The organism is Dellaglioa sp. CoH-56-MRSF-13 (assembly GCF_056782095.1).
In genome coordinates this window covers 26,618-51,524 of record NZ_JBXAYC010000007.1, presented here as the reverse complement: position 1 = coordinate 51,524, position 24,907 = coordinate 26,618, and the positions used below count along the sequence as shown (strand labels likewise).

23 protein-coding genes and 1 tRNA gene are annotated in these 24,907 nt (G+C 34.4%); 20 read left to right on the top strand and 4 right to left on the bottom strand.

Translation table 11 applies throughout. The features are described 5' to 3' along the window. Nucleotides 1-123 precede the first annotated feature (123 nt). The 10 genes from AC1RP1_RS07000 (at nt 124) to accA (ending at nt 10,546) form a co-directional block, all read left to right on the top strand. Nucleotides 124-2,778: a cation-translocating P-type ATPase gene (locus AC1RP1_RS07000; protein ID WP_481761873.1), complete on the top strand. Its 2,655-nt coding sequence runs from the start codon at nt 124-126 to the stop codon at nt 2,776-2,778. A 15-nt stretch (nt 2,779-2,793) separates the two neighbouring features. Then, a complete protein-coding gene (locus tag AC1RP1_RS06995; RefSeq protein WP_481761874.1) occupies nt 2,794-3,234 on the top strand; it encodes a hypothetical protein in 441 nt (146 codons plus the stop codon). Between the two features lie 97 nt (nt 3,235-3,331). Then, nucleotides 3,332-5,506 carry a Tex family protein gene (locus tag AC1RP1_RS06990; RefSeq protein ID WP_481761875.1) on the top strand — a complete coding sequence of 725 codons (2,175 nt, stop codon included), beginning with the start codon at nt 3,332-3,334 and terminating at the stop codon, nt 5,504-5,506. A gap of 1 nt (nt 5,507) precedes the next feature. After that, entirely contained in the window at nt 5,508-5,960 is a 453-nt protein-coding gene (locus tag AC1RP1_RS06985; protein ID WP_481761876.1) for a SprT family protein, read from the top strand. A gap of 59 nt (nt 5,961-6,019) precedes the next feature. Further along, nucleotides 6,020-6,104, top strand: a tRNA-Leu gene (locus tag AC1RP1_RS06980). Between the two features lie 179 nt (nt 6,105-6,283). After that, nucleotides 6,284-7,270, top strand: coding sequence for a beta-ketoacyl-ACP synthase III (locus tag AC1RP1_RS06975; RefSeq protein ID WP_481761877.1), 987 nt, complete (start codon nt 6,284-6,286; stop codon nt 7,268-7,270). Nucleotides 7,271-7,285: 15 nt separating this feature from the next. Next, complete coding sequence (locus AC1RP1_RS06970; RefSeq protein ID WP_481761878.1) at nt 7,286-7,672, top strand: acetyl-CoA carboxylase biotin carboxyl carrier protein; 387 nt, start codon at nt 7,286-7,288, stop codon at nt 7,670-7,672. A gap of 9 nt (nt 7,673-7,681) precedes the next feature. Next, nucleotides 7,682-8,971: an acetyl-CoA carboxylase biotin carboxylase subunit gene (locus tag AC1RP1_RS06965; protein WP_481761879.1), complete on the top strand. Its 1,290-nt coding sequence runs from the start codon at nt 7,682-7,684 to the stop codon at nt 8,969-8,971. Between the two features lie 14 nt (nt 8,972-8,985). Continuing rightward, nucleotides 8,986-9,768 (top strand): acetyl-CoA carboxylase carboxyltransferase subunit beta, encoded by a 783-nt coding sequence (locus tag AC1RP1_RS06960; RefSeq protein ID WP_481761880.1) that lies wholly within the window; start codon nt 8,986-8,988, stop codon nt 9,766-9,768. Between the two features lie 13 nt (nt 9,769-9,781). After that, nucleotides 9,782-10,546: a carboxyltransferase subunit alpha gene (gene accA / locus AC1RP1_RS06955; RefSeq protein ID WP_481761881.1), complete on the top strand. Its 765-nt coding sequence runs from the start codon at nt 9,782-9,784 to the stop codon at nt 10,544-10,546. Between the two features lie 53 nt (nt 10,547-10,599). Here the strand turns inward: accA and AC1RP1_RS06950 are convergent, their stop codons facing one another. Further along, nucleotides 10,600-11,634: an LCP family glycopolymer transferase gene (locus AC1RP1_RS06950; RefSeq protein WP_481761882.1), complete on the bottom strand. Its 1,035-nt coding sequence runs from the start codon at nt 11,632-11,634 to the stop codon at nt 10,600-10,602. Between the two features lie 428 nt (nt 11,635-12,062). Between AC1RP1_RS06950 and AC1RP1_RS06945 the strand changes: the two genes are divergently transcribed. Both AC1RP1_RS06945 and AC1RP1_RS06940 read left to right on the top strand, forming a co-directional pair. Then, the gene (locus tag AC1RP1_RS06945; RefSeq protein WP_481761883.1) at nt 12,063-13,319 is read left to right on the top strand and encodes a C40 family peptidase; all 1,257 of its coding nucleotides are present in this window, start codon (nt 12,063-12,065) and stop codon (nt 13,317-13,319) included. An 86-nt stretch (nt 13,320-13,405) separates the two neighbouring features. After that, complete coding sequence (locus tag AC1RP1_RS06940; RefSeq protein ID WP_481761884.1) at nt 13,406-14,089, top strand: 2,3-bisphosphoglycerate-dependent phosphoglycerate mutase; 684 nt, start codon at nt 13,406-13,408, stop codon at nt 14,087-14,089. A 31-nt stretch (nt 14,090-14,120) separates the two neighbouring features. Here AC1RP1_RS06940 and AC1RP1_RS06935 read toward each other — a convergent pair whose 3' ends face one another. From AC1RP1_RS06935 to AC1RP1_RS06925, 3 genes are all read right to left on the bottom strand, one after another. Beyond that, nucleotides 14,121-15,455 carry a C1 family peptidase gene (locus tag AC1RP1_RS06935; protein ID WP_481761885.1) on the bottom strand — a complete coding sequence of 445 codons (1,335 nt, stop codon included), beginning with the start codon at nt 15,453-15,455 and terminating at the stop codon, nt 14,121-14,123. Between the two features lie 159 nt (nt 15,456-15,614). Continuing rightward, on the bottom strand, nt 15,615-16,316 hold the full coding sequence (gene rpiA, locus AC1RP1_RS06930) for a ribose-5-phosphate isomerase RpiA (RefSeq protein ID WP_481761886.1): 702 nt from the start codon (nt 16,314-16,316) through the stop codon (nt 15,615-15,617). 20 nt (nt 16,317-16,336) lie between these two features. After that, the gene (locus AC1RP1_RS06925; protein WP_481761887.1) at nt 16,337-16,621 is read right to left on the bottom strand and encodes a GNAT family N-acetyltransferase; all 285 of its coding nucleotides are present in this window, start codon (nt 16,619-16,621) and stop codon (nt 16,337-16,339) included. 112 nt (nt 16,622-16,733) lie between these two features. Here AC1RP1_RS06925 and AC1RP1_RS06920 point away from each other — a divergent pair, with 112 nt between their 5' ends. From AC1RP1_RS06920 to AC1RP1_RS06885, 8 genes are all read left to right on the top strand, one after another. Further along, nucleotides 16,734-17,270: a dCTP deaminase/dUTPase family protein gene (locus tag AC1RP1_RS06920; protein ID WP_481761888.1), complete on the top strand. Its 537-nt coding sequence runs from the start codon at nt 16,734-16,736 to the stop codon at nt 17,268-17,270. 101 nt (nt 17,271-17,371) lie between these two features. Beyond that, on the top strand, nt 17,372-18,742 hold the full coding sequence (gene radA / locus AC1RP1_RS06915; protein WP_409021546.1) for a DNA repair protein RadA: 1,371 nt from the start codon (nt 17,372-17,374) through the stop codon (nt 18,740-18,742). A 16-nt stretch (nt 18,743-18,758) separates the two neighbouring features. After that, complete coding sequence (locus AC1RP1_RS06910; RefSeq protein WP_481761889.1) at nt 18,759-19,871, top strand: PIN/TRAM domain-containing protein; 1,113 nt, start codon at nt 18,759-18,761, stop codon at nt 19,869-19,871. A 128-nt stretch (nt 19,872-19,999) separates the two neighbouring features. Beyond that, on the top strand, nt 20,000-21,493 hold the full coding sequence (gltX, locus tag AC1RP1_RS06905) for a glutamate--tRNA ligase (RefSeq protein ID WP_481761890.1): 1,494 nt from the start codon (nt 20,000-20,002) through the stop codon (nt 21,491-21,493). Between the two features lie 258 nt (nt 21,494-21,751). Continuing rightward, a complete protein-coding gene (gene cysS, locus AC1RP1_RS06900; protein WP_481761915.1) occupies nt 21,752-23,161 on the top strand; it encodes a cysteine--tRNA ligase in 1,410 nt (469 codons plus the stop codon). Continuing rightward, nucleotides 23,161-23,583: a Mini-ribonuclease 3 gene (locus tag AC1RP1_RS06895; RefSeq protein WP_409021543.1), complete on the top strand. Its 423-nt coding sequence runs from the start codon at nt 23,161-23,163 to the stop codon at nt 23,581-23,583. Before cysS ends, AC1RP1_RS06895 begins: the two co-directional genes overlap by 1 nt. Next, entirely contained in the window at nt 23,564-24,322 is a 759-nt protein-coding gene (rlmB, locus tag AC1RP1_RS06890) for a 23S rRNA (guanosine(2251)-2'-O)-methyltransferase RlmB (RefSeq protein ID WP_481761891.1), read from the top strand. The genes AC1RP1_RS06895 and rlmB overlap by 20 nt, the downstream gene beginning before the upstream one ends. Before the next feature lie 2 nt (nt 24,323-24,324). Then, on the top strand, nt 24,325-24,849 hold the full coding sequence (locus tag AC1RP1_RS06885) for an NYN domain-containing protein (RefSeq protein WP_481761892.1): 525 nt from the start codon (nt 24,325-24,327) through the stop codon (nt 24,847-24,849). The last annotated feature ends 58 nt before the right edge of the window (nt 24,850-24,907 follow it).

Below are 24,907 nucleotides of genomic sequence, written 5' to 3'. Positions count from 1 at the left end.
CACCAACAAGAAAGTTCTTTTTCTGGTATTGCCTTAAATAGTGAGACTTATGTATGTTTAAAGTTCTGCAACATACATAGGTCTTTTTTTGTATTTTGTGAAACTATTATAAGGAGGATTACTATGACAAAAAGGATTTACGCACAATCAGTTGACGAAGTTTTAGCAGGCCAAAAGACAGATTTGGCAGGGTTAACAACCCAAGAGGTTAAAGAAAGAACAGACAAGTATGGATTGAATCAGTTGTCAGAAGGTAAACGTAAAACAATATTACAAAAATTCTTTGATCAGTTTAAAGATTTCATGATAATCGTTTTAATTGTGGCTGCGTTAATTGCGGCATCATCAGGTGAAGTTGTGGACGCAATTATCATCATGTTAGTTGTTGTTTTAAACGCTGTATTCGGTGTTTTTCAAGAATCTAAGGCTGAAGAGGCAATTAATGCGTTAAAAGAAATGTCGACACCTAACGCAAATGTAAAACGAAATGGGCAAATTGAAACTGTAAAAAGTGAAAATTTAGTACCTGGAGATATTGTTTTACTTGAAGCAGGGGATGTTATTCCAGCAGATTTACGTTTAACACAGATTGCTTCTCTTAAAATTGAAGAATCTGCTTTAACTGGTGAATCAGTACCTGTTGATAAAAGTTTAAATTTATTAAATGATGAAGATGCTGGTATTGGCGATCGCCATAATATGGCGTTTATGAATAGTAATGTAACTTATGGGCGTGGTGAAGGAATCGTTGTTGGAACAGGGATGAACACTGAAGTTGGACGTATTGCAGGAATGCTCAATTCTGCCGATGAAATGAAAACACCACTACAAGATAATCTTAACCAATTAGGTAAAACATTAACTATTTTAATATTAATTATTGCTGTTATTGTTTTCTTCGTTGGTCTACAAAATGGAGATAATAGTGTCATTGATATGTTGTTAATTGCGATTTCATTAGCTGTAGCTGCAATTCCAGAAGGATTACCAGCTATTGTTACAATTATTTTAGCACTTGGAACACAAAAGATGGCAAAAAGAAATGCGATTGTTAGAAAATTACCAGCAGTTGAAACACTTGGTAGTACTGACATTATTGCATCAGATAAGACGGGTACATTAACGTTAAATCAAATGACTGTTGAAAAAATATTTATAAATAATGAGTTATTAGATGCCGATAAGGTGGAAACAAATTTAGAAAGTCCACTATACCAGGTGATGTCTTTCAGTAATGACACAAAACAAACATCTGAGGGCAATTTAATTGGTGACCCAACAGAGACGGCTCTAATTCAATATCATTTAGATCATGGATTAGATGTGGATGCATTATTAAGCAGTGAACCTCGAGTTGCTGAAGTTCCATTTGATTCAGAACGTAAATTGATGTCAACAATTCAAAAAAATGAGGATAAATCTTTTTTTGTTGCTGTTAAGGGTGCTCCCGATCAACTATTAAAACGGGTAACACGTTATATTGAAAATGGCGAAATTAAACCGATAACTGATGCACAGCTAGATTATATTATGACTAATAATCATGATATGGCAACGCAAGCATTACGCGTGTTAGCATTCGCGTATCGTGAAATGCCTGCAATTCCAGCGGTATTAGATTCAGAAACTGTGGAAAATGATTTGATTTTTGCTGGATTAGTTGGAATGATTGATCCAGAGCGACCAGAAGCTGCTGCTGCAGTTAGCGAAGCTAAGAAAGCCGGGATCCGTCCTTTGATGATTACAGGCGATCATCGCGATACTGCCGAAGCTATTGCAGTTCGATTAGGAATTGTTGAAGCTGGACAACATGAAGCAATTATTTCTGGTTCTGAATTAGATGATTTATCAGACTCAGAATTTGAAAATAAGGTTGAACAATATTCTGTATATGCAAGGGTATCGCCTGAACATAAAGTGCGAATTGTTAAAGCATGGCAGAAAAAGAATCAAGTGGTTGCTATGACTGGTGATGGTGTGAACGATGCGCCAGCTTTGAAATCGGCTGATATTGGAATTGGGATGGGTATTACAGGAACTGAAGTATCTAAAGGTGCTTCAGATATGGTTCTCGCTGATGATAATTTTGCGACAATTGTTTTTGCTGTTAAGGAAGGACGAAAAGTCTTTTCTAATATTCAAAAATCAATTCAATATTTACTTTCTGCAAACTTAGGTGAAGTATTAACCTTGTTTGTTATGACAATGATGGGTTGGAGTATTTTGGCACCAGTCCATATTTTGTGGATTAACTTGGTAACAGATACATTTCCCGCAATTGCACTTGGTGTAGAACCTGCTGAAAAAGGATTGATGGATCAAAAACCACGTGGACGTAAATCAAACTTCTTCTCTGGTGGTGTGATGCCAAGTATTATTTATCAAGGTATCTTAGAAGGGGCTATAACATTATTTGTTTATTGGTTGGCTTTAACGTATCCTGTTCATATGGGTGATAAATTAATTCATGCAGATGCTTTAACAATGGCTTTTGCAACATTAGGATTAATTCAGTTATTCCATGCATTCAATGTTAAATCAATCCATGGGTCAATCTTCAACCGTAATATCTTTAAAAATGTGACGTTTAATTGGTCAATTTTGGCATCATTTGCGTTGCTCGCAGCAACTATTTTAATCCCCGGATTAAATAAAATGTTCCATGTTAGCCATTTAGATATGTATCAATGGGGTATTGTTTTAGCGGGATCATTCTCAATTATTGTGATTGTTGAAATTGTGAAGCTTGGCCAACGATTATTCAGAAAAAATAAATAAAAGGAAGTTTATATCTTGAAAAAAAGAGTTAATGTAAATTATTATATCAATGCGTTAAATGATGTTGCGCAAGCAACTGAAGAAATGGGTAATTCTTTAAATGATCATTACGAAGTAATGGAAAAAGCCATTACTGCAGGTGACTTTTCTATTGTTTCAGATGATGAATTCACAACTACTAAAGAAAAATTTGTTGAAGGTACAGCAAGTTACCAAGAAAATTTAAGCAAATTAGATGATTTACAAGTACCCATTCCTGTTTTGGGAAAACATAAAAAATTAATTAGTGGTTATCGTACTTTTGTTGAAGGTTGCGATGAGATGACAAGTAGTATTAATGTTGAGAAACATCTTGTCGAGGTTGATGCATTTAAAGCTTCAGAAGAAAAACAAGATAAAGGAATGACGCAAACAACTGATATGATGCAACGTATCATGCAACAAATTTTAGGTTAAATTTAATTAAAGAGATTGATATTAGGAATGGTTGTACTGACGCCTATTATTAGTCTCTTTTTTATGAACAAAAAATATTCGAATTGAGGTCGTTATCATGGAAAAAAACATTATGCCGTTAGTATTAAAAGAGCTAAATCAGTATCGAGAAAAACAAATTAACGCAGTTTTAGGGATGCTTGATGAAGGAAATACTGTTCCATTTATTGCACGATATCGAAAAGAAAGAACAGATAGTTTAGACGAAGTTCAAATTCGTGAAATTGAGACAACTTATAAACATGTTGAGAGTTTAGAAAAACGTAAAGCAGAAGTTATCCACATAATTGAAGAACAAGGTAATTTAACAGAAGCTTTAAAAAATAAAATTAGTTTAGCAAAAAAATTGCAACAGATTGAAGATTATTATTTACCTTTTAAACAAAAACGTCGTACTAAGGCCACTATTGCCAAAGAGGCTGGATTAGAACCATTTGCCAAATGGTTGTTGACATTCCCCCAAACAGCAGCTGAAATTAATCAGAAAGCAAGCACATTTATTAATGTTGATGCTGAAATTTTAACTGAAGAAGACGTTTTTGCTGGGGTACATGAAATTTTAGCTGAAGCATTTGGTGAAAGTGCCGAATATCGTGAGTGGATTCGTAAAGTAACTCAAAAAGATAGTTTGTTTGAAGCAAAAGTTAAAGCTGAAGAAAAAGACGAAAAAGGTATTTATCGTGATTACTATGAGTTTAGTGAATCTTTAAAATCAGTCGTTCCGCATCGTGTACTGGCAATTAATCGTGGTGAAAAAGAGGGAATCTTAAAAGCTTCCGTTGTTGTACCAGAACAAGCAATTATGACATTTATGCATTTTAGAATTATTGGGAAAAATAGTGGTGACGCTGTACCAATCATTGAAAATGCGTATCAAGATAGTTATAAACGCTTTATTAAACCATCAATTGAGCGTGAAATTCGTAAAGGTATGACAGAGGTTGCTGAAGAACAAGCTATTAATGTGTTTGGGGATAACTTATACCATTTACTTATGCAAGCACCATTAAAAGGGAAAGTTGTTTTAGGTTTTGATCCAGCCTATCGAACAGGCTGTAAGTTAGCCATCGTGGATGGTACAGGTAAATTCTTAGACAAATTGGTAATTTATCCACATAAACCTGCAAATGGTGAAAAACGTGCCGCAGCTGCTGGACAATTTAAACAGTTCCTTGAAAAATACCAAGTTGAAATGATTGCAATTGGAAATGGAACAGCAAGTCGAGAATCTGAACAATTTGTTTCAGATATTTTAAAAGAAATCGAACGGCCAATTTTTTATGTCATTGTAAATGAGGCTGGGGCATCGGTTTATTCAGCTAGTCAAGCAGCTCGTGATGAATTCCCAGAACTTCACGTTGAAGAACGCTCTGCTATTAGTATCGGCCGTAGATTGCAAGATCCTTTGGCTGAATTAATTAAGATTGATCCTAAATCTGTTGGAGTCGGTCAGTATCAACATGATGTTGCTGAAAAAAAATTGGATGCACAGTTAGATGTCGTGATTGAAGATGCTGTGAATAAAGTTGGGGTTAATTTAAATACAGCTAGTTCAGAGCTATTAACAAAAATTTCTGGATTAAATTTAACAATTGCTAAAAATGTTGTTACTTATCGTGACGAAAATGGTAAATTTACGAAGCGTCAACAACTTAAGAAAGTACCACGCTTAGGACCAAAAGCTTATGAACAAGCAATTGGATTTTTACGTATTGTTTCTGGGGATAACATTTTAGATAATACTGATATTCATCCTGAAAGTTATCCACTAACAAAGATTTTGTTGAAAGAATTGGGGATAAAAATAACTAATTTGGGTAAAACTGAGACAAATGACCAATTAGCACAGACAAATGCTGAAAATTTGGCACAAGTTGTGGGTAGTGGTGTGGAAACAGTAGCAGATATTCTAGCTAGTTTACAAAAACCAGGCCGTGATTTACGTGACGATATGCCGGCACCGTTACTACGACACGATGTGTTAACAATTGAGGACTTAGAACCCGGCATGTCATTACAAGGAACCGTTCGGAACGTAATTGATTTTGGTGCGTTTGTAGATATTGGTGTTAAACAAGATGGACTTGTCCACATTTCACAATTAACAGATAAGTTCGTTAAGAAACCAAGTGAAGTGGTTGCGGTTGGGGACATAGTTACAGTGTGGGTAATGGAAGTTGATTTGAAACGTAATCGCGTTCAGTTAACAATGAAACGACCAACGGATAAATAAGATGACTGATTTTGAATTAACAGCTTTAGTTCAAAACTTATCCACAACTTTTTTTAAGCAGCCATTTATCCACAAAGCAACATTTAATAAAAGACTACGAACGACGGGTGGACGGTATCGATTAAATGACCATAATATTGAAATTAATCCTAAAATGCTGACGGAACATGGTGAGGATATTTTAATAGGTGTTATCAAGCATGAATTATGTCATTATCATCTGCATATTGCTAAAAAGGGTTATCAACATCGTGATCATGATTTCAAACAGCTACTGACAATTGTAGGTGGTAGCCGGTTTGCCCCTCTTGGTCCAAAACAGGCTAAAAAGAAAAGAGTTATTCACTATCAATGCTCTAATTGTGGACAACAGTATCAACGACAAAGAAAAATTAACCTGTCACGCTACGTTTGCTCGAAGTGTCGAAGTAAGTTAATTTTAATGGAATACTAATTTATTTTAAATGGGACTTGTAACAAGGAACAATTTTTGCTACAATTATGATTGTTCTTGCGAGTATGGCGGAATTGGCAGACGCGTCAGACTAAGGATCTGGTGGGATAATATCCCGTGATGGTTCGAATCCATTTACTCGCATAATAGTTTTACTTAAAAGCACTCGACCTTGTTACTATGGGGTTTAGTGCTTTTTTTAATGAAAGATTGCCATACTGGCGTATTATGAAATTAAAGAATTATTAAGCGTTAATTATTTTGGTGTCTTAATTTTGCGATTATTGATAAAATAGAATGAATTAAACTTAACGACTGGGAGAATGGGTAAATTGAATAATTATGTCAAAATAAAAAATATGGCACATTTTGTGCCGGAACGAATTGTGACAAATAATGAATTAGCTAAATTTATGCCAACCTCGGATGAATGGATAGTGGCGCATACTGGGATTAAAACACGACACTATGCAATTGATGAAAATACATCAGATTTGAGTACAAAAGTAGCAAATGAACTTTTACTTAAATCTGGGTATGAAGCCACAGATATTGATTTAATTATTATTTCCACAATTTCGCCAGACGCCTTAACACCATCGACAGCTGCGATTGTTCAAGGAAATATTGGCGCAATGAACGCCTTTGCTTTCGATATTAGCGCTGCTTGTGCGGGATTTATATTTGCTATGAGTACCGCAGAAAAGTTTTTACGTACAGGGCAATACAAACGGGCAATTGTGATTAGTGCAGAAGTTAACTCAAAAATGATGGATTTTAAGGATCGAACAAGCGCTGTATTTTTTGGAGACGGTGCAGGTGGTGCTCTTCTTGAAGCCTCAAATAATTCAGCGGATGAAAGCTTTATTGCTGAAAAAATAGAAACAAATGGGCAAAAAAAGGATGTTATTCATAGTGGACGTATTGAACCATTAAGTGATGTTAATGAAGATAATTATCCAACAATAGATGCATTTTTCCAAGAGGGACGAGATGTGTTTGAATTTGCTACAACAGTTGTGCCTAATCAGATGAAACAATTACTTAAAGATAATAAGTTAAAAACAAGTGATATTGATTTGGTTGTTTGCCATCAAGCAAATTTAAGAATTATTGAAACAATTGCTGATGAGTTAGGGATGCCAATTGAAAAATTTGCAACAAGTGTTATTCATCACGGAAATACATCTTCAGCCGGGATTCCAATGGCCCTAAATGAAGCAATTCAACAAGGGTTTACGGGTGGTACAGTTTTATTAACTGGATTTGGAGCTGGCTTAGCATATGGAAGTTTACTAATAAAAATTTAAGGTGTGTGCAAATTAATGAAATTTAATGAAATTAATCAATTATTAGATAAAATTGCGACAATGCCATTTTCTCATGTTGAAATTGAAGATGGTGACTTTAAAGTAGTTGTAGATCAAGAAAAAACAGCCGAAAAAATAAAAGTAGCAACAAATATACAAGAAGATGATAGTGACACCATTTTTATCGTTAAAAGCCCACTTGTTGGGTTAGTTCATTTTGATAAAATGGGAACAATTGGGACTAAAATTATTAAAAAGCAGGTTATTGCTCAAATTGAAAGTATGAAATTATACAATGATATCCAATCGCCAGTGACAGGTATCGTACTTGAACAACTAGTAGATGATGGTGAATTAGTCGAATTTGATCAAGAGTTACTTAAAATTAGAATAGATGGATAGGTGAGTCATTTGTTTCGAAAAATTTTAATAGCGAATCGTGGAGAAGTGGCTGAACGAATTATTCGCGCTTGCCAAAAATTAAATATACAAACGGTCGCTATTTATTCAACAGTGGATGCACAAAGTCGATTTGTTGAACTTGCTGATGAAAAAATTTGCATTGGGCCAGCCTTAGCAAAAGATTCTTATTTAAATCGAGAGAGTATATTGATGGCAGCATTAAGTTTAAATGTTGATGCAATTCATCCAGGATACGGGTTTCTATCAGAAGATGCGCATTTTGCACAAATGTGTATGGAATGTGGTATTACTTTTATTGGTCCGGAAGCGGAATTAATCCAGCAACTAGCAGATAAAGATAAATCTCGTTTGTTAGCAATTGAGAAAGGGGTACCCGTTATTCCTGGATCTGATTTAATTACTTCTAACGAAGAATTGATTGAGCAAGCAAATAAAATTGGATTCCCACTATTAATTAAAGCTTCACATGGCGGAGGCGGCAAGGGTATCAGAGCAGTTGAAAGGAAATCTGATTTGTTATCTGGCGCTGAGATTGTTCAGCAAGAAGCAAAGGCTTCTTTTGCTGAGGGAAGTTTTTATCTTGAAAAAAAATTGATAAACGCGCGGCATATAGAAGTGCAAATTATCGGTGATGGGCACCATGTTCAAGTGTTAGGAAATCGGGATTGTAGCTTGCAAAATCACCGACAAAAAGTGATTGAAGAAAGCCCATCAGTTGTCTTAACTAGTGAGCAACAAAGCCAACTCTACTATTTTACGCGTCAGTTAATCAAAAATTTACATTACGTTGGATTAGGAACTGTAGAATTTTTATTTGCGAATAATCAATTTTATTTTTTAGAAATGAATACACGATTGCAAGTCGAACATGGTGTTACTGAAGAAACTGTTAAAATGGATGTTGTTCAACAACAGTTGTTAGTTGCTGAAGGTAAAGAAGTATTGAATAATGATGTAGAAATGAATGGACATGCAATCGAATGTCGATTATCCTTAATTCCAAGTGTGAAAACTAAAATTACATGTTTTGATTTTCCTAAAGATATTCGAATTGAAACGGGTTATGGTGTCGGTGACACCATCTCTGCTTTCTATGACGGACTATTAGCAAAAATTATTTGTCATGCTGAAACGAGAGAATTAGCTATTTTAAAAATGCAAAAATCACTTGAATCAATTTATATTTCAGGAATTGAAACTAATTTAACGCAATTAAAAATAATTATAAAATCACAAGAATTTATTGAAAATACCATTTCAATTGATAGCAAAATTTAAAGGCGGTGGCGGTAATGAGTCATTATCCAAAGACAAATCAATGGCAAAAGTGCCGAAATTGTGGGACGCATTTACATGAAAGTGAATGGGCACCTTATTTTATTTGTCCTAAATGCCAAACTTATAAACGCTTGACTGCTATGGAGAGAATTGCTATTTTAACAGATGAAAACGGTTTTGAGGTAATAAATGTAGCAAATAAAACAGAAAATAAAGCACAATTTCCAGGTTACTCAGAAAAACTGGAACGTGCTAAGCGTTCAACGACATCTGATGAAGCCGTTATTGTCGGTGAAGGTAGCATTGATCAACAACCATTGATTTTAGCAGTAATGGATAGTTTTTTTATGATGGGATCATTGAATACGACGGCAGGGACTAGAATTAAGTTAGGGATGCAAGTCGCATTAGATAAACGACTGCCATTTGTAATCGTTACTGCTTCTGGTGGTGCAAGAATGCAAGAGGGAATTTATTCGTTATTACAAATGAATTCGATTCTTTACATGAAACAAAAACTAGATAATGCAGGGTTATTAGTCATGTCCCTATTGACGGATCCAACAATGGGTGGTGTCAGTGCTAGCTTTGCACTAAATAACGATATTGTATTAGCTGAAAAACAAGCTAAAATTGGCTTTGCTGGTGAAAGAGTGATTAAACAGACGACAAATGAAAAGCTACCTGCTAATTTTCAAACAGCAGAAGGTTTATATGAAAATGGATTTGTTGATCAGGTTATTGATCGGAAAAACATAAAACAGATTCTTAGTCAGCTACTACTATTACACGTGTGAGGGGATATTAAAAATGGACTCAGATTTTTTAAAAAAAGTTCGATCGAATGATAGATTAAGTGCTAAATTTATTATTTCTAGTCTATTTGATGTGTTTTTCGAAAATCATGGTGATCGAGTTGGCGAAGAGGATGCTTCCATTATTGGTGGGATTGGACTTTTTCATAAGTGCCCAGTGACAGTTATTGGCATTAATCGGGGCGTAAATTTAGAAGAACGTTTAGCCTATAATTTTGGTGCCGTGAAGCCAAGTGGGTATCGAAAAGCAATGCGATTACTAAATGAAGCTGAAAAATTTAAGCGACCTGTTGTAACGCTAATTAATATGCCCGGCGCAGATGCCAGCGTTAAATCAGAACAAACAGGACAGAGCTATATTATTTCTGAAATGATTTTAAAAATGGGTGCATTACAAGTGCCGAATATTGCCATTTTTTTAGGTGAAGGTCAAAGCGGTGGTGCACTGGCTTTAGCAAATGCAAATGCTATTATGATGGTTGAAAATAGCTTATTTTCAGTAGCATCTCCAGAAGCCGTTAGTGCTATTTTGAAGAAAACTAATCCAAATGAGATTGAAACAAGTTTGCCAATGACGGCTACTGAGTTATTTAATATTGGATTGATTGATGTGGTATTGCCAGAAACTAATCAGGCAGCAACAATAAGTCTAATGGACAGTAGTCTAAATGAATTGCTGAAGAACCTAGCGACTAAATCATCTAATGAACTTATTGAACAAAGAGAAATGAAATACCAAAAGTTTTTAGAAAATTGGTAAAAAAGAAACGGACCTCAAATTTTAATTGAGGTCCGTTTCTTTTTTATATCTATTTATTTAGAGAGTTGCTGTTCTAAACTAGTAAAGGCTTGTGTTGATTTGTTTAAACCTAATTGAGAACGAATAGCATTTGAGACGCGTTTCTTTTCAGTCGATGTTGGAACTTCATATGAAAGACCATCAACATCTGTACTTACTCCTTGCAAGAAATCAGAGTGAATTGATTCTGTAGCGGCGCTGTAGTTTGTTTCTACTGTGAGCATATCATTAAAACTAAGATCAGTTACCATGTTTCCGTCAATTGTTTTTAATAATTTTTTGTAGTTTGCGAGTGAATTTACAGATTTAGCTTTTCCGGTAATTGCTGTAATAATCTGTTTTTGACGTTTTTGACGGCCATAATCACCTAGTGGATCTGAATGACGCATTCGCGTATAAGCTAAGGCTTGTTTGCCGTTTAAATGGATTGTCTTACCTTTTTTATAATGAGTTCCTTCAAGTTTAAATGAAAGTAATGGTTTGACATCAACACCACCAACGGTATCAACAATTTTCTTTAATCCATTCATGTTAATTAACATATAATAATCAATTGGGATATCTAATAAATTTTGAACAGTATTAACAGCAGATGTTGAACCATCTTTGCCACCATAGGTATAGGCACTGTTTATTTTTGAAGAGCTTTCATCACTTCCGTCAATTTTAACTTGAGTATCACGAGGAATACTTGTTAAGGTAGTTTTATTTGTTGTTGGATTAACTGTTGCAACGATCATTGTATCCGTGCGTCCTGTATCACTTCGACCAAGTGCGCCAGTATCAGTCCCCATTAATAGAATTGAAAAAGGTTTTTTCTCACTCAAAATACTGGAAACATTTCTTAATTTTTTTGCTTTGGTTTTCTTGTAAGTTTTTGCGACGGTATCTTCAGTATGTGTGAATACTGAATAGGCATATACACCTCCAGAAGCAATACCTAAAATCATAATTATCAATAGTGTCCACAGTATTGGATGCTTATTTTTATTGCTTTGAGAACTGCCTTTTATTGGAGATGGCATTCCCAAGTTATTATTTTTAGCCATATTTATTCATACCTTTCATTACATTAATTAAGCTGATTATACGATAAAAAAAGGGATAAAAAGCAAAAAAAATTTTTTCTTACGGTATTATTAAATAATTGAAAAAATGTAAAAGAATGAAAAGGACAACTTTGATTAATTAAGTAATGTTAAATCAGTGAAAAACGACTAATTGTATTACGCTTTTGTCATTTTAATATAGAACTCGTAAATGCCTATTTAACAACAAATAAGAGGGATAAAAACAATGGAAATGGCCTTTTGTAACATTTGTGTAATCATACTGAAATTAAAAGATGTAAATTAAATTCGAATGTAAACTAACCGTAATGGTATGTACCTAAGAACCGTGCTATTCTATTCTAGTCGAGAAAAACGAATACGCTAAAATTAAATAATAATTATGAAATCAACTAGGAGAGTGCCTTTTGAAAATTAATAGTAAAATTGCTAAAGTAATGATGATGACAGCTACACTTATTGGAATGAGCGCAGTTGCAGAACAAGCTAACGCTTCAGATAGTGTAACTGAACTAACAAGCACGATTGCTAAATTAAATAGCAAGAGCACTAAAGTTGCTGCAAAATTAGCAACAATTAATAGTGAAATTACTTCAACTCAAGCTGAAGTTAAGGATGCTAAAGATACAGCTGCAAAACTTGAATCAGATCAATACAAATTAGGTAAGAAGATCAGCAGATTAAATGTTGAAATTTCACAAAGAGATTCACAATTAGCTGATCAAACACGTGCTTTACAAGTTGATGGAAGTACAGCAAGCATGGTTGAATTTGTTTCAGATTCAAAAAGTGTTGTTGATGCCTTCAAACGTGTGGGAACAGTTACAACATTAGTTGGTGCTGGTCAAAAAGCTGCTAAACAACAAAAAGCTGATAAAGCAGAAGTTAAATCTTCTAAAGTTGAATTAGATGAAAAGGCTGCAGATCAACAAAAAACAGTTAAAGAATATACAAACAAACAAGCTGAACTAGCGGTTAAACAAGCAAACGCAAATACATTAAAAGCACAAATTGATACAAAAAAATCAGATACACAATCATCTATCGATAAAGCAAAAGCAGCAGAAAAAGCTGCTGAAAAAGCAGCAGCAGAAACTAAAGCAGCAAATGAAAAGAACGATGCAGCAGCAGCAGATGCAGCTGCATCAAAAGCAACTGAAGCTGCAAGTACAGATACTTCAAGTAATAAAGCAGTAAAAAGCTCAAATACTTCAGCTTCAAGTGAAAAAGCTGTCACAACTTCAACTACAAATAGTTCAAGTAAAAAAGCAGCAACAAGTGCTGTGAGTGCTTCAAGTCTTGATACAAGTAGTATTACTGCTCTAGCAAGATCATTAACAACAAAGAGCATCCCATATGTATGGGGCGGAAAATCATTGAGCGGTTTTGATTGTTCAGGATTTACTAGTTATGTTTATGCTCATGCTGCTGGAAAATCTATTGGTGGCTACACTGTTGCTCAAGAAGGACAAGTTAGCTATGAATCAGTTTCTCAAGCACAACCTGGAGACTTACTTTTCTGGGGATCAAAAGGATCATCATACCATGTTGCTATCTACTTAGGTGGAAGTCAATTTGCTGAAGCTCCAACTGAAGGACAAAATGTTAAAATTAGCACAATGAGTGCTTACTGGAAACCAGATTTTGCTGGTCGAGTAAAATAAATAATTAAAAGACTTAAGACAACAATGTTGTTTTAAGTCTTTTTTGTTATAATGAGTATTAATGAAGAGTGAAGAAGGTTTTAATAATGGTTGAATTAGTCATGGTAAGACATGGTGAGAGTCTAGCAAATCAAAATAATGAATACACCGGTTGGACAGATGTTCCATTAACGGCTAAGGGCATCGCTGAAGCTAGAGTTGCAGGAACAGTTATTCTTAATACAAATATTCAATTTTCACAGGTTCATACATCTGTCTTAAAACGAGCTATTAAAACGAGTAATATTATGATGGAAGAAATGAATCAACTTTGGATTCCAATACAGAAAAATTGGCGTCTTAATGAACGACATTATGGTGCCTTGCGCGGTTTAAATAAAGATGAAACCAAACGTATCTACGGTATTAAACAAGTAGCCCAATGGCGCCGTAGTTATACGACTATCCCACCTAGTTTATCTGTACCTGATAATGATAGACGGTACAAGCAACGTGTTAAAAGTAGCTTACCAACATCAGAAAGCTTAGAAATGGCATTTAAACGGATTTTACCTTACTGGCAAGATGTCATTGCCCCAGAGTTAAGACAAGGTAATAACCAGTTGATTGTCGCACATGGCAGTACACTTAGGGTATTGATAAAATATTTAGAAAATATTTCAGATGCAGATATTGATGGCGTTGAGGTTCCGAATGGTGTCCCTATTTGGTATACATTAAATGATGATTTAACAATTAAAAGCAAAAAAATTTTAACACAAAAAAAGTAACAACAATTCAATATTGTTGTTACTTTTTTAATTATGCTAATGCACCCATTGGATCCCAAGGAGCAAGGACTTTAGGTTCTTCTTTTAGAATAGCTTGTAATTTTTCTGGTAAGAATTTTTTGTTAACGACAACTTGATAACAATATTCTTCCATCCAGTCATCACTCATAACGAAGAAGCCTTTATTACCAACTTTTTCGCCCCATGAGTTTTCAACTTTCCATTTGGTTGCTTGATCATTAACCAAATCAACACCTGTTAGAACCATAGCATGAGTCATTAGACTCTCACCGTAATCAAGGCGTTCAGCTTTTGATAAAGCTAGATCAATATTGAACAATTCATCTTTATGATAAAGTTCAGTATCCATAATACCAATTTGGCGTTCAGACGATTGACCAACATCACAACCGAACCAGACGCTCTCGCCAGATTGTAATTGTTTGATGGCAACATCTCTAAAATCAGCCATGTTAATGTTTAAATGGCGAATAGGACGCCCATCAACAACATTTCCAAGACGATCAACTGTGTACATATTATTGTAAGGTTTATCATCTGTTGGACCATTAATGATTGAGACGTATTCATCTAAGTCCCAACCGATAAATTTTTCATAGAATGTTTTTGGTGTTAAATTTTTATCAATATGATATTCATTATCAGAATCACGATATTCAAAGTCAAATGTTGCAGGAGGTTCACCAAAACTGTATGCTAATAAACGATAAATTTCAGTAAGTTTAGCTTCTTTGACGACTTCAATTTCTTTTGAACTTGTTCCGGCAGCAACGAGTTCACGTAAATCAACAGCATCTTTTCTTAATTTTAAGTTTAAAGTTGAATTGATTTCGCTTGATTTAGAACTATTATATGTTTCAGGCATCACAGATTGAGGAACAACACCATATTTTTCAATAATTGCAACGATCATATCCCATTGGCCGCCATCTTGTTGTGGAGTTGTCATTAACCATGAAACGGTACGGTCACTAGTTGGTTTATCAGCTGTTTCAAGAACATTTTGATAAAAGTAATTTGCTTTTTCAAGTTTATCCCAGAAGTAAGTGAAATTTTGTGACAATTCAAAATCTTTGGCAACTTTAAAATTTGTTTTCATGTCATGACGCATTGTATTTAATGCGGCGAACATCCAACAACGACCTGATTGCTTTTGGTTAGAAACATTACCAACATCCAGATCAATTGAGAAAACAGGTTCCATTTTAGCTTGGGCTTTTAAATCGTAACTATTTGCTAAAATACCATTTTTTGTAACGGCACGTTCAATAACTTCATGGCTTTCACGTGCATGTAAATTTTTTTGGAATTTTGCGAGTTGTTCTGAACTAATTGATTGTGTCAAAAAAATCACACTCCTATATAAGATTTAAGTACTGTGGCTATTATAATATATCTCGTTAGATTAGTAAACAATGTTAAAAAGAAAAGAAAATTCTCATTTTTAAATAAAATCAATTTGCGTATTTAAAAAGAGCCAATAAAAATTAGCTCTTCTTTAGAATTATTTAATTGTAAAGGTGTCAGAACGTGCGTGTAAAACTTCAGGACCATCTTGACGTCCAACGATAACCGTATTTACACAATCTAAAAATAGACCTTGTTCTACAACACCAACTTGTTTAGCTAAATAATCTTGTATGCTAGCAGGATCGTTTATTTCACCTAAATATAAATCGATGACAAAATTTTTAGAGTCAGTTAAAACATTTTCATTATCAACAGTTCTAAATTTGGGATTAAATCCTTTAGCTTCTAATTTTTTGAATAATTGATGACTACCGTAAGGGATAACTTCAACGGGAAGAGGGAATTTACCCAACGTATGAACCATTTTACTTTCATCAACAATCCACATATTTTGATTTGAATTAATAGCAACAATTTTTTCAAATAAATGAGCAGCACCGCCACCTTTAATACCTTGGAAATGGTCATCAATTTCATCTGCACCATCAATTGTTAAATCAATGTGGTCAACTTCATCAACTGATTTAACTGGAATACCAAGTGATTTTGCTTGTTCTTCAGTTCTAATTGATGTTGAAACACCGATAATTGATAAGTTTTCATTTTTAACACGTTGACCTAATGCATCTACCATAAATTTAACGGTTGAGCCTGTACCAAGTCCAACAACCATACCGTCTTTAATAAACTCGACAGCTTTTTGTCCAACTAATTTTTTTAAATTGTCTTGATTCATGTGTGTCACTCTCCTATTTTTTATTTAGGTGTATAAATTAATTCTAAAAGTTCTGGATGTTCACTAAAATAAAACTTTGTATAAGGGCATAATGGTAAAATAGTTTGCTGATTTAGAATAACTTGTTTAATTAAGTAATCAGTTGTACTTTTTGCAAGCCCTTGATGACGCTGATTGTCAGCTACCCAAGTATGTTCAATGACCATTGTCTGATTAGCATTAATCATGGTAAAACTAATTCGACTAATTAACTCGTCATTAACGTTGTACACGCGTAAATCGGTTTCATTTAGTTGGAAATCCATTTGAACACCTTCCCTTTGAATGTAATTATACCATTAAAAAATGCCCAAAAACTAGCCATTTATGTCATAAATGAGGTAAGATAAAAAGTAAACAGATTACGGGGATAAACAAATGAAAACAAGAGGATTTGAAATTGTTACTAAATATGCAGGGAAAATTGACTTACCCGTTCGATCAACAACAACTTCGGCAGGATATGACTTAGCTGCAGCTGAAGATTTTACATTACCTTCAATCTGGAAAAGTGGATTTTTAAAGGTTTTATGGCTAATTAGGCATCGTGAATCGGTGGCTGAAGAAGAGCTCATTCAAGCAAATAAAATTTTGAAACCTTATTTAATTCCCACAGGAATTAAAGCGTATATGCTAGATAATGAATTTTTATTATTAGCAAATCGTTCAAGTAGCCCCTTAAAACGTGGACTGATTTTACCAAATGGAATTGGTGTTATTGATTCTGATTACTATAATAACGAAAAAAATGAAGGTGAAATTTTCATACAAATTGTTAATTTTAGTTTAAAAGATCAAATGGTAAAAAAAGGAGATCGGATAGGCCAAGGGATTTTTATGCCCTATTTAACTGTTGATAATGAAAAGGTGACCGCTACAAAACGTATTGGCGGATTTGGTTCATCAGGTAAATAGTTATTATAGAATGATTAAGAATTTCAATTGAAATTACAGGTTGTCGTTTATGTGATAAAATATTAACAATAGAATTTATAATGAAAGGGTGGGGAGTTTGTATGGCAAAAGTAAAAACGCAATTTGTATGTCAAAACTGTGGATACACCTCACCAAAGTATTTGGGTCGTTGCCCTAACTGTAACGAATGGAACACGATGGTAGAAGAGCGTGAACAATCACAAAAAGCAGATCGTAAAGCTCGTGTCAGTTTTACTGGAGCTTCTGTTAAACCAGAACTATTAGATGATATCTCAATGGCAGAACAAGAACGTGTTGAAACTGAGTTAGGTGAATTAAATCGTGTTCTTGGTGGTGGTGTTGTACCCGGGTCATTAGTTTTAATTGGTGGTGATCCAGGCATTGGTAAATCAACATTACTTTTACAAGTTTCTGGTCAACTAAGCCAAACTGGCGGAACTGTCTTATATGTTTCTGGTGAAGAAAGTGCTGTTCAGATTAAAATGCGTGCACAGCGCCTCGGTGTTGGAGGTCAGAAATTTTATCTTTACCCTGAAACAGATATGGGTAATATTCGTCAAAATATTGAGACATTAAATCCTGATTACGTAGTCATTGACTCAATTCAAACAATGCAAGAACCAGAAATGTCTGCTGCAGTTGGCAGTGTTTCTCAAATTCGAGAAGTAACTGCTGAATTATTACAAATTGCTAAAACGAATGGTATTACGATTTTTATTGTTGGACATGTAACAAAAGGTGGTGCAATTGCTGGTCCCAAAATTTTGGAACATATGGTTGATACAGTCCTTTATTTTGAAGGAGATATGCATCACACGTTCCGTATTTTACGCGCTGTTAAAAACCGATTTGGTTCAACAAATGAAATTGGAATTTTTGATATGCGTGAAGGTGGGTTATTTGAAGTTGCAAACCCATCAGAAATTTTCTTAGAAGAACGTTTGGCTGGCGCAACAGGTTCTGCTATTGTTGTATCTATGGAAGGAACACGACCTATTTTGGTTGAAGTTCAAGCATTAATCACACCAACAGTTTACGGAACGGCGAAGCGTACAACTACAGGGCTTGATCACAATCGTGTGTCATTAATAATGGCCGTTCTTGAAAAACGTGCAAGTTTATTATTACAGAACCAGGATGCTTATCTTAAGGCGGCTGGTGGCGTAAAATTAGATGAACCAGCTATTGATTTAGCGATTGCTGTTAGTATTGCGTCAAGTTATCGAGATAAAGAAACAGACCCTGCAGACAGTTTTGTAGGTGAAATTGGATTGACTGGTGAAATTCGACGTGTTAATCGGATTGAACAACGGGTTGCTGAAGCACAAAAGCTTGGATTTAAACGAATTTTTATTCCTAAAAATAATTTATCAGGATGGACACCACCTAAAGGAATTACAGTTGTTGGTGTTGCTACACTAAGCGAAGCACTAAAAGTAGTGTTTAGTTAGAAAGGAGGAGTTGTCAATGCGTAGAAATATTATTAAAGGTGTTGTTGCACTAGTCGGCGGTGGAATTGGTGTTAGTTTGCTACCACTTTTTTGGAAATTAGTGAGTATTGCGGAGATTGGTATATTAAATAATAGTGTTGTTAATTTTTTAATAGGTGTCGGTTTAGCTCTTATTCTATCTTTATTTATCATAACGCCACTAGAAAAATTACTGGCAAATATTGAAAATTATTTAACTAATCAAAGCCCAATGATGCTACTAACAGCGAGTGTTTCAACTATTGTTGGTATGGTTATTGCAATTTTAATCTCAACACCATTCTATCGATCAGAAATATGGCTATTGAACACAATTGTACCCGTTTTGTTACTATTTTTACTTGGATACTTGGGTTTTGTTATAGGAACTAATCGTTTGGAGGATTGGCGTAAATTATTTGCATCAAAAAATAAGAAAAGTGATGTCGTTGAAAGTAGTTTACTAGACCGTAATGTCAATGATAATTATCATGAATATAAAATATTAGATACAAATATCTTAATTGATGGCCGGATTTATGATTTGATTAAAACTGGCTTTATTGAAGGAACATTATTAGTTCCTAATTTTGTTTTATATGAACTCCAATATATTGCAGATTCAGCTGATAGTATCAAACGTGTTCGGGGTCGTAGAGGATTAGATATTTTAAATAAACTTCAAGATGAAAAAATCATGCCGATTGAAATGTATGAAGGTGATTTTGAAGAAATTGAAGAAGTAGATAGTAAGTTAATTAAATTAGCTAAAACGATTGATGGGGTTATTGTCACAAATGATTTTAATTTAAACAAAGTTAGCGAATTTCAAAATGTCCAGATTTTGAATGTAAATGCACTAGCTAAATCATTGAAACCTCGGGTTATTCCTGGAGAACAATTACATGTTATGGTAATAAAAAATGGTTCTGAGCGTCAACAAGGTGTTGCTTATTTGGATGATGGAACAATGGTTGTCGTGGAAGAAGGAAAGTATTTCCTAAACAAATCAATTGACGTTGTCGTTACAAGTGCACTTCAAACGGATGCTGGAAGAATGATTTTTGCAAAACCATTACATTCAATGAAAAAAATAAACGATAAGAAATAAAGTCAATACTAAGATTATTGGCTTTATTTTTTATCCGATTCATTGTAAACTAGATTAGTTGAATAAAGCCTTAAATAAACGGTTTATATCGTAGTAACTAAATACAGAAAAAAGAAAGAGGCGTTATCATGGCTAAAAATAAAATTCGTGTCAGATATGCACCAAGTCCAACTGGACATTTACACATTGGAAATGCTCGTACCGCTCTATTTAATTACTTATTTGCGAGAAGTCAAAAGGGTACTTTTGTTATCCGTATTGAAGATACTGATACAAAGAGAAATATTGCTGATGGTGAACGCAGCCAACTAGATAACTTAAAATGGTTAGGCATGGATTGGGATGAAGGTCCTGACAAACCAGGAGAATTTGGTCCTTATCGTCAATCAGAACGTAAAGATATCTATTTACCATTAATCCAAGAATTAGTGGATAAAAATTTAGCTTACGAGTCATATAAAACAGAAGATGAACTCGAAGCAGACCGTGATGCTCAAAAAGCACGTAATGAAATGCCACATTATGAATACGAATATGCAGGTATGTCTGATGATGAGATTACTGCTAAAATTGCAGAGTCAAAAGCTGCCGGTTTAACACCTGTTATTCGTTTCCGTGTTCCAGCAAACAAAAAATACGAATTTAAAGATATTGTTAAAGGTGAAATTACCTTTGATTCCAATACTATTGGTGGCGATTTTGTTATTCAAAAACGTGATGGTATGCCAACATATAACTTTGCTGTTGTTGTTGATGATCACTTGATGGAAATTACGCATGTTCTTCGTGGGGATGACCATATTGCCAATACGCCTAAGCAATTGATGATTTATGAAGCATTTGGCTGGGATGCACCTATCTTTGGACATATGACATTAATTATCAATACAGAAACAGGAAAAAAATTAAGTAAACGTGATGAAAATGTTCTCCAATTCATTGAACAATATCGTGAATTAGGCTACTTGCCAGAAGCTATGGTAAACTTCATTACCTTATTAGGCTGGTCACCAGTTGGCGAAAGTGAAATTTTCTCTCGCCAAGAATTGATTAAAATGTTTGATCCTAAACGTTTAAGCAAGTCACCAGCTTCATTTGATGGTAAAAAATTAGAATGGATTAATAATCAATATATTAAAACAGCTGATGAAGATAAAGTAATGGATTTGGCTTTACGTCAATTAATTCAAGATGGTAAAATTGAAGCTGATCCAAGTGCAGAAAGAATTGAATGGGCTCGTAAATTAATTAGCCTTTATAAGCAACAAATGTCATATACAGGTCAAATTACTGAAATGGCAGAAGTATTTTTAAGCGAACCACCTGTTCTTGATGATGAAGCAAAGGCAGAGTTAGCTGTTGAAACAGCACCAACAGTTTTAAAAGAATTTGCTGAACGCATTAAAACGATTGATATTTTTGATGCTGTTGCTATCCAAGCAACAATTAAATCAATTCAAAAAGATACAAAAATTAAAGGTCGTCAATTATATATGCCAATCCGTATTGCAACAACGCGTGAAATGCATGGACCAGAACTACCAGCATCAATCGAATTGCTTGGTCGTGAAAAAGCATTAGCTCATTTGAACAAAACGTTAGAAGAAATGAATACAAAATAATTTTTGATAAGAGAGAGTAACAACTTATTGGCGTTTTTTAGAAAGTTTTCGGTGATGTGAGAAAACAAACGTTAGTTGTGAAGTGCCTCTTTAAAATGCTATGATGAACAAAGTAATTATAGTCGTGTAATGAACGTTAACTCATTGTTGGATGTAGGTTCACTACATCTTAAGGAGTGGAACAACGTTGAAGACGTCTTTTATAAGTATATAAAAGACGTCTTTTTTTAACAAAAAGATTAAATGGCGGGTGATAAAATGATTTCAATTTATAATACATTAACGAATCAAAAAGAGGTTTTTAAACCACTTGTGTCTGGGAAAGTTAGTATGTACGTTTGCGGGCCAACCGTTTATAACTATATTCATATTGGAAATGCGCGAAGTGCTATTGCGTTTGATACAATTCGTCGATATTTTGAATATCGTCATTTTAAAGTTAACTATGTATCTAATTTTACAGATGTTGATGATAAAATGATCAAAGCTGCTAAAGAAGACCATATAACAGTTCAACAATTAGCCGATAAGTTTATTGCTGCTTTCATGGAAGATACCAAGGCATTGGCGATTGAACCAGCAACTAAAAATCCAAAGGCGACAGAAAATATTGATGATATCATTCAATTTATATTAAATTTAATTGATAAAGGTTATGCTTATGTATCTGATGGGGATGTTTATTTTAGAACGCGTAAATCTCCAGATTATGGTAAATTATCTGATCAAAATATCAACGAATTAGAACAAGGTGCCAGTCAGCATGTTGATACTGAAGAAACGGCTCGAAAAGAAGATGAAATTGATTTTGCACTTTGGAAATCAGTCAAAAATGATGATCTTTCTTGGAACTCTCCATTTGGTAAGGGCCGTCCGGGTTGGCACATTGAGTGTTCTGTAATGGCAACAAAATACCTAGGTCCAACGATTGATATTCATGGTGGTGGACAGGATTTAATGTTTCCACATCATGAAAATGAAATCGCTCAAAGTGAAGCTGAAACGGGTCAAAAATTTGCTAACTATTGGATGCATAATGGATTTGTAACAATTGGTGAAAATGATGAAAAAATGAGTAAATCACTAGGTAATTTTGTTACGGTGCATGATATGATTAAAGAAGTCAATCCACAAGTTATCCGTTTCTTTATGGCAACAACGCATTACCGCCGTCCAATTCAGTATAGCCAAGCGAATATTGATGAAGCGACTAATAATTTAAATAAATTGAAAACAGCATTTGATAACTTAACTTATCGATTGAACGATGCTATTTCAGGAGAAAATAAATTAATAGAAAATCAAATTAATGAGAGCTTATCCAATTTTGAAACTGCTATGGATGATGATTTTAATTCACAAAATGGTATTGCAGTTATCTATGATTTAGCTAAGAAAATGAATGTCTATTCTGAAAACAAACAAGTGGAACGAGATTCAATTAATCACTTGTTAGAAATTTTTAAAGAAATGACATCAGTTTTTGGATTAGCTTTTGGACAAGTAGCTGATGCTCTAGATATCAGAGTTGAAAAATTAATTGCACAAAGAATAGAAGCTAAGAAACAAAAAGATTTTCAAAAAAGCGATGAAATTCGAGATCAACTTGCAGCAGAAGGAATTATTTTGGAAGACACACCACAAGGAACTAGATGGAGAAAAGACTAATGGAAAATAATGCAGATTATCAACAAATGAATGGGATTGCGTTAGCTTATATGGGCGATGGTATTTATGAAGTATTTGTTCGTAAACACTTACTTGTACAAGGACTTACAAGACCAACTCAATTACACCATCAAGCAACACATTATGTATCAGCCAAAGCACAAGCTTTCTTGATAGATAAAATGACAGAAAATAATATTTTAACTGAAGAAGAAATAGACTACTTTAAACGTGGACGTAATGCTAAAAGTCATACTTCAGCTAAAAATACATCAGTAATAACGTATCGTATTTCAACTGGATTTGAAGCATTGTTTGGCTACTTATTTTTGAGTAATCAAAACGATAGATTGGCCGAATTGGCAAAATGGTGTATTAACACCGTTGAAAAGGAGAACTTAAATGGGACAACCAAGAAGTAGTGAAGAGGCTGGCGATTTTATTATTGGTCGTCACCCTGTAGAAGCAGCGTTAAAAAGTAATCAATCAATTAACAAATTATTTTTACAAACTGGATTAAAATCAGATGTTTTAAGTGGTATTGAACAGTTAGCTAAGAAAAAAGGTATTATCACACAACTAGTTCCTAAAAGTAAATTAGATTTATTATCAGATCAACAAAATCACCAAGGCGTTATTGTAGCAGTTGCCGCATTTGAATATGCAACTATTGAAGATCTTTTCAAAAGTGCAGCTGATAAAGATGAACCACCATTTTTCCTTATTTTAGATAATGTTGAAGATCCACATAACTTAGGATCAATTATGAGAACAGCCGATGCTGCGGGTGTACATGGAATTATTATTCCAAAACGTCGCGCAGTCGGTTTAACGTCAACAGTTGCTAAGACGTCAACAGGTGCAATTGAATATATGCCAGTTGCTCGCGTAACTAATTTGGTAAATACTGTAAATGAATTGAAAAAGGCCGGATTATGGGTCTTCGGAACAGATATGGATGGACAAGATTATCGTGAATGGGATGCTAAAGGACCCACAGCCCTCGTAATTGGTAACGAAGGTAAAGGTATTTCACCGTTATTGAAAAAAGCTTGTGATGGTATGTTGACTATTCCAATGGTTGGACACGTTCAAAGTTTAAACGCCAGTGTCGCAGCCAGTTTACTTATTTATCAAGGATTTACTTCTAGGGGTAAATAATAATGAAAAAGCAAATTTTGGTTGTAGATGCCTATAATATGATTGGTAATTGGCCAGAATTAAATCGATTGAAACAATCAGAGCGACTTGATGAAGCACGTGACTTGCTACTGCACAAATTATCAAATTATCATAAACAGATTGACTCTCGGTTAATCGTTGTCTTTGATGCAATGTATGTTCCAGGACTATCAAAGAGTTATACAAAATATGGATTAGAGATTATTTGGACAGCAGAGGGTCAGACGGCTGATAGTTATATTGAAGCAATGATAGGTGAGTTACAGACTAAACTCACACAGGTAACTGTTGCAACGAGTGATCAAGCAGAACAGTGGACTATTTTCTCACAAGGTGCATTAAGAATTCCTGCATGGGAGTTATACAAAGACATTAATGAATCTAAAAAAGAAGTTGCTCAACAAGCCAAAAAATATCAAACGGAGGCATCGGTTCGTCGTTCACCATGGGACTCAGAACAATTAGATAGTCTGGCTGAATTGCGTGATCACCTATCACATGACTAAGCAACTGTTGTAATCAGTCATTATGTTTGGTATATTGAAAAATGGAGACCCGGATATG

Bases quoted from the DNA above. Each gene is read 5' to 3' on its own strand.
- AC1RP1_RS07000 (WP_481761873.1), top strand. From the start codon at position 124: ATGACAAAAAGGATTTACGCACAATCAGTTGACGAAGTTTTAGCAGGC.
- AC1RP1_RS06910 (WP_481761889.1), top strand. From the start codon at position 18,759: ATGCGTAGAAATATTATTAAAGGTGTTGTTGCACTAGTCGGCGGTGGA.
- AC1RP1_RS06950 (WP_481761882.1), bottom strand. From the start codon at position 11,634: ATGGCTAAAAATAATAACTTGGGAATGCCATCTCCAATAAAAGGCAGT.
- AC1RP1_RS06885 (WP_481761892.1), top strand. From the start codon at position 24,325: ATGAAAAAGCAAATTTTGGTTGTAGATGCCTATAATATGATTGGTAAT.
- AC1RP1_RS06920 (WP_481761888.1), top strand. From the start codon at position 16,734: ATGAAAACAAGAGGATTTGAAATTGTTACTAAATATGCAGGGAAAATT.
- radA (WP_409021546.1), top strand. From the start codon at position 17,372: ATGGCAAAAGTAAAAACGCAATTTGTATGTCAAAACTGTGGATACACC.
- cysS (WP_481761915.1), top strand. From the start codon at position 21,752: ATGATTTCAATTTATAATACATTAACGAATCAAAAAGAGGTTTTTAAA.
- AC1RP1_RS06940 (WP_481761884.1), top strand. From the start codon at position 13,406: ATGGTTGAATTAGTCATGGTAAGACATGGTGAGAGTCTAGCAAATCAA.
- AC1RP1_RS06975 (WP_481761877.1), top strand. From the start codon at position 6,284: ATGGGTAAATTGAATAATTATGTCAAAATAAAAAATATGGCACATTTT.
- AC1RP1_RS06895 (WP_409021543.1), top strand. From the start codon at position 23,161: ATGGAAAATAATGCAGATTATCAACAAATGAATGGGATTGCGTTAGCT.
- AC1RP1_RS06960 (WP_481761880.1), top strand. From the start codon at position 8,986: ATGAGTCATTATCCAAAGACAAATCAATGGCAAAAGTGCCGAAATTGT.
- AC1RP1_RS06970 (WP_481761878.1), top strand. From the start codon at position 7,286: ATGAAATTTAATGAAATTAATCAATTATTAGATAAAATTGCGACAATG.
- accA (WP_481761881.1), top strand. From the start codon at position 9,782: ATGGACTCAGATTTTTTAAAAAAAGTTCGATCGAATGATAGATTAAGT.
- AC1RP1_RS06925 (WP_481761887.1), bottom strand. From the start codon at position 16,621: ATGGATTTCCAACTAAATGAAACCGATTTACGCGTGTACAACGTTAAT.
- AC1RP1_RS06985 (WP_481761876.1), top strand. From the start codon at position 5,508: ATGACTGATTTTGAATTAACAGCTTTAGTTCAAAACTTATCCACAACT.
- gltX (WP_481761890.1), top strand. From the start codon at position 20,000: ATGGCTAAAAATAAAATTCGTGTCAGATATGCACCAAGTCCAACTGGA.
- rpiA (WP_481761886.1), bottom strand. From the start codon at position 16,316: ATGAATCAAGACAATTTAAAAAAATTAGTTGGACAAAAAGCTGTCGAG.
- AC1RP1_RS06990 (WP_481761875.1), top strand. From the start codon at position 3,332: ATGGAAAAAAACATTATGCCGTTAGTATTAAAAGAGCTAAATCAGTAT.
- rlmB (WP_481761891.1), top strand. From the start codon at position 23,564: ATGGGACAACCAAGAAGTAGTGAAGAGGCTGGCGATTTTATTATTGGT.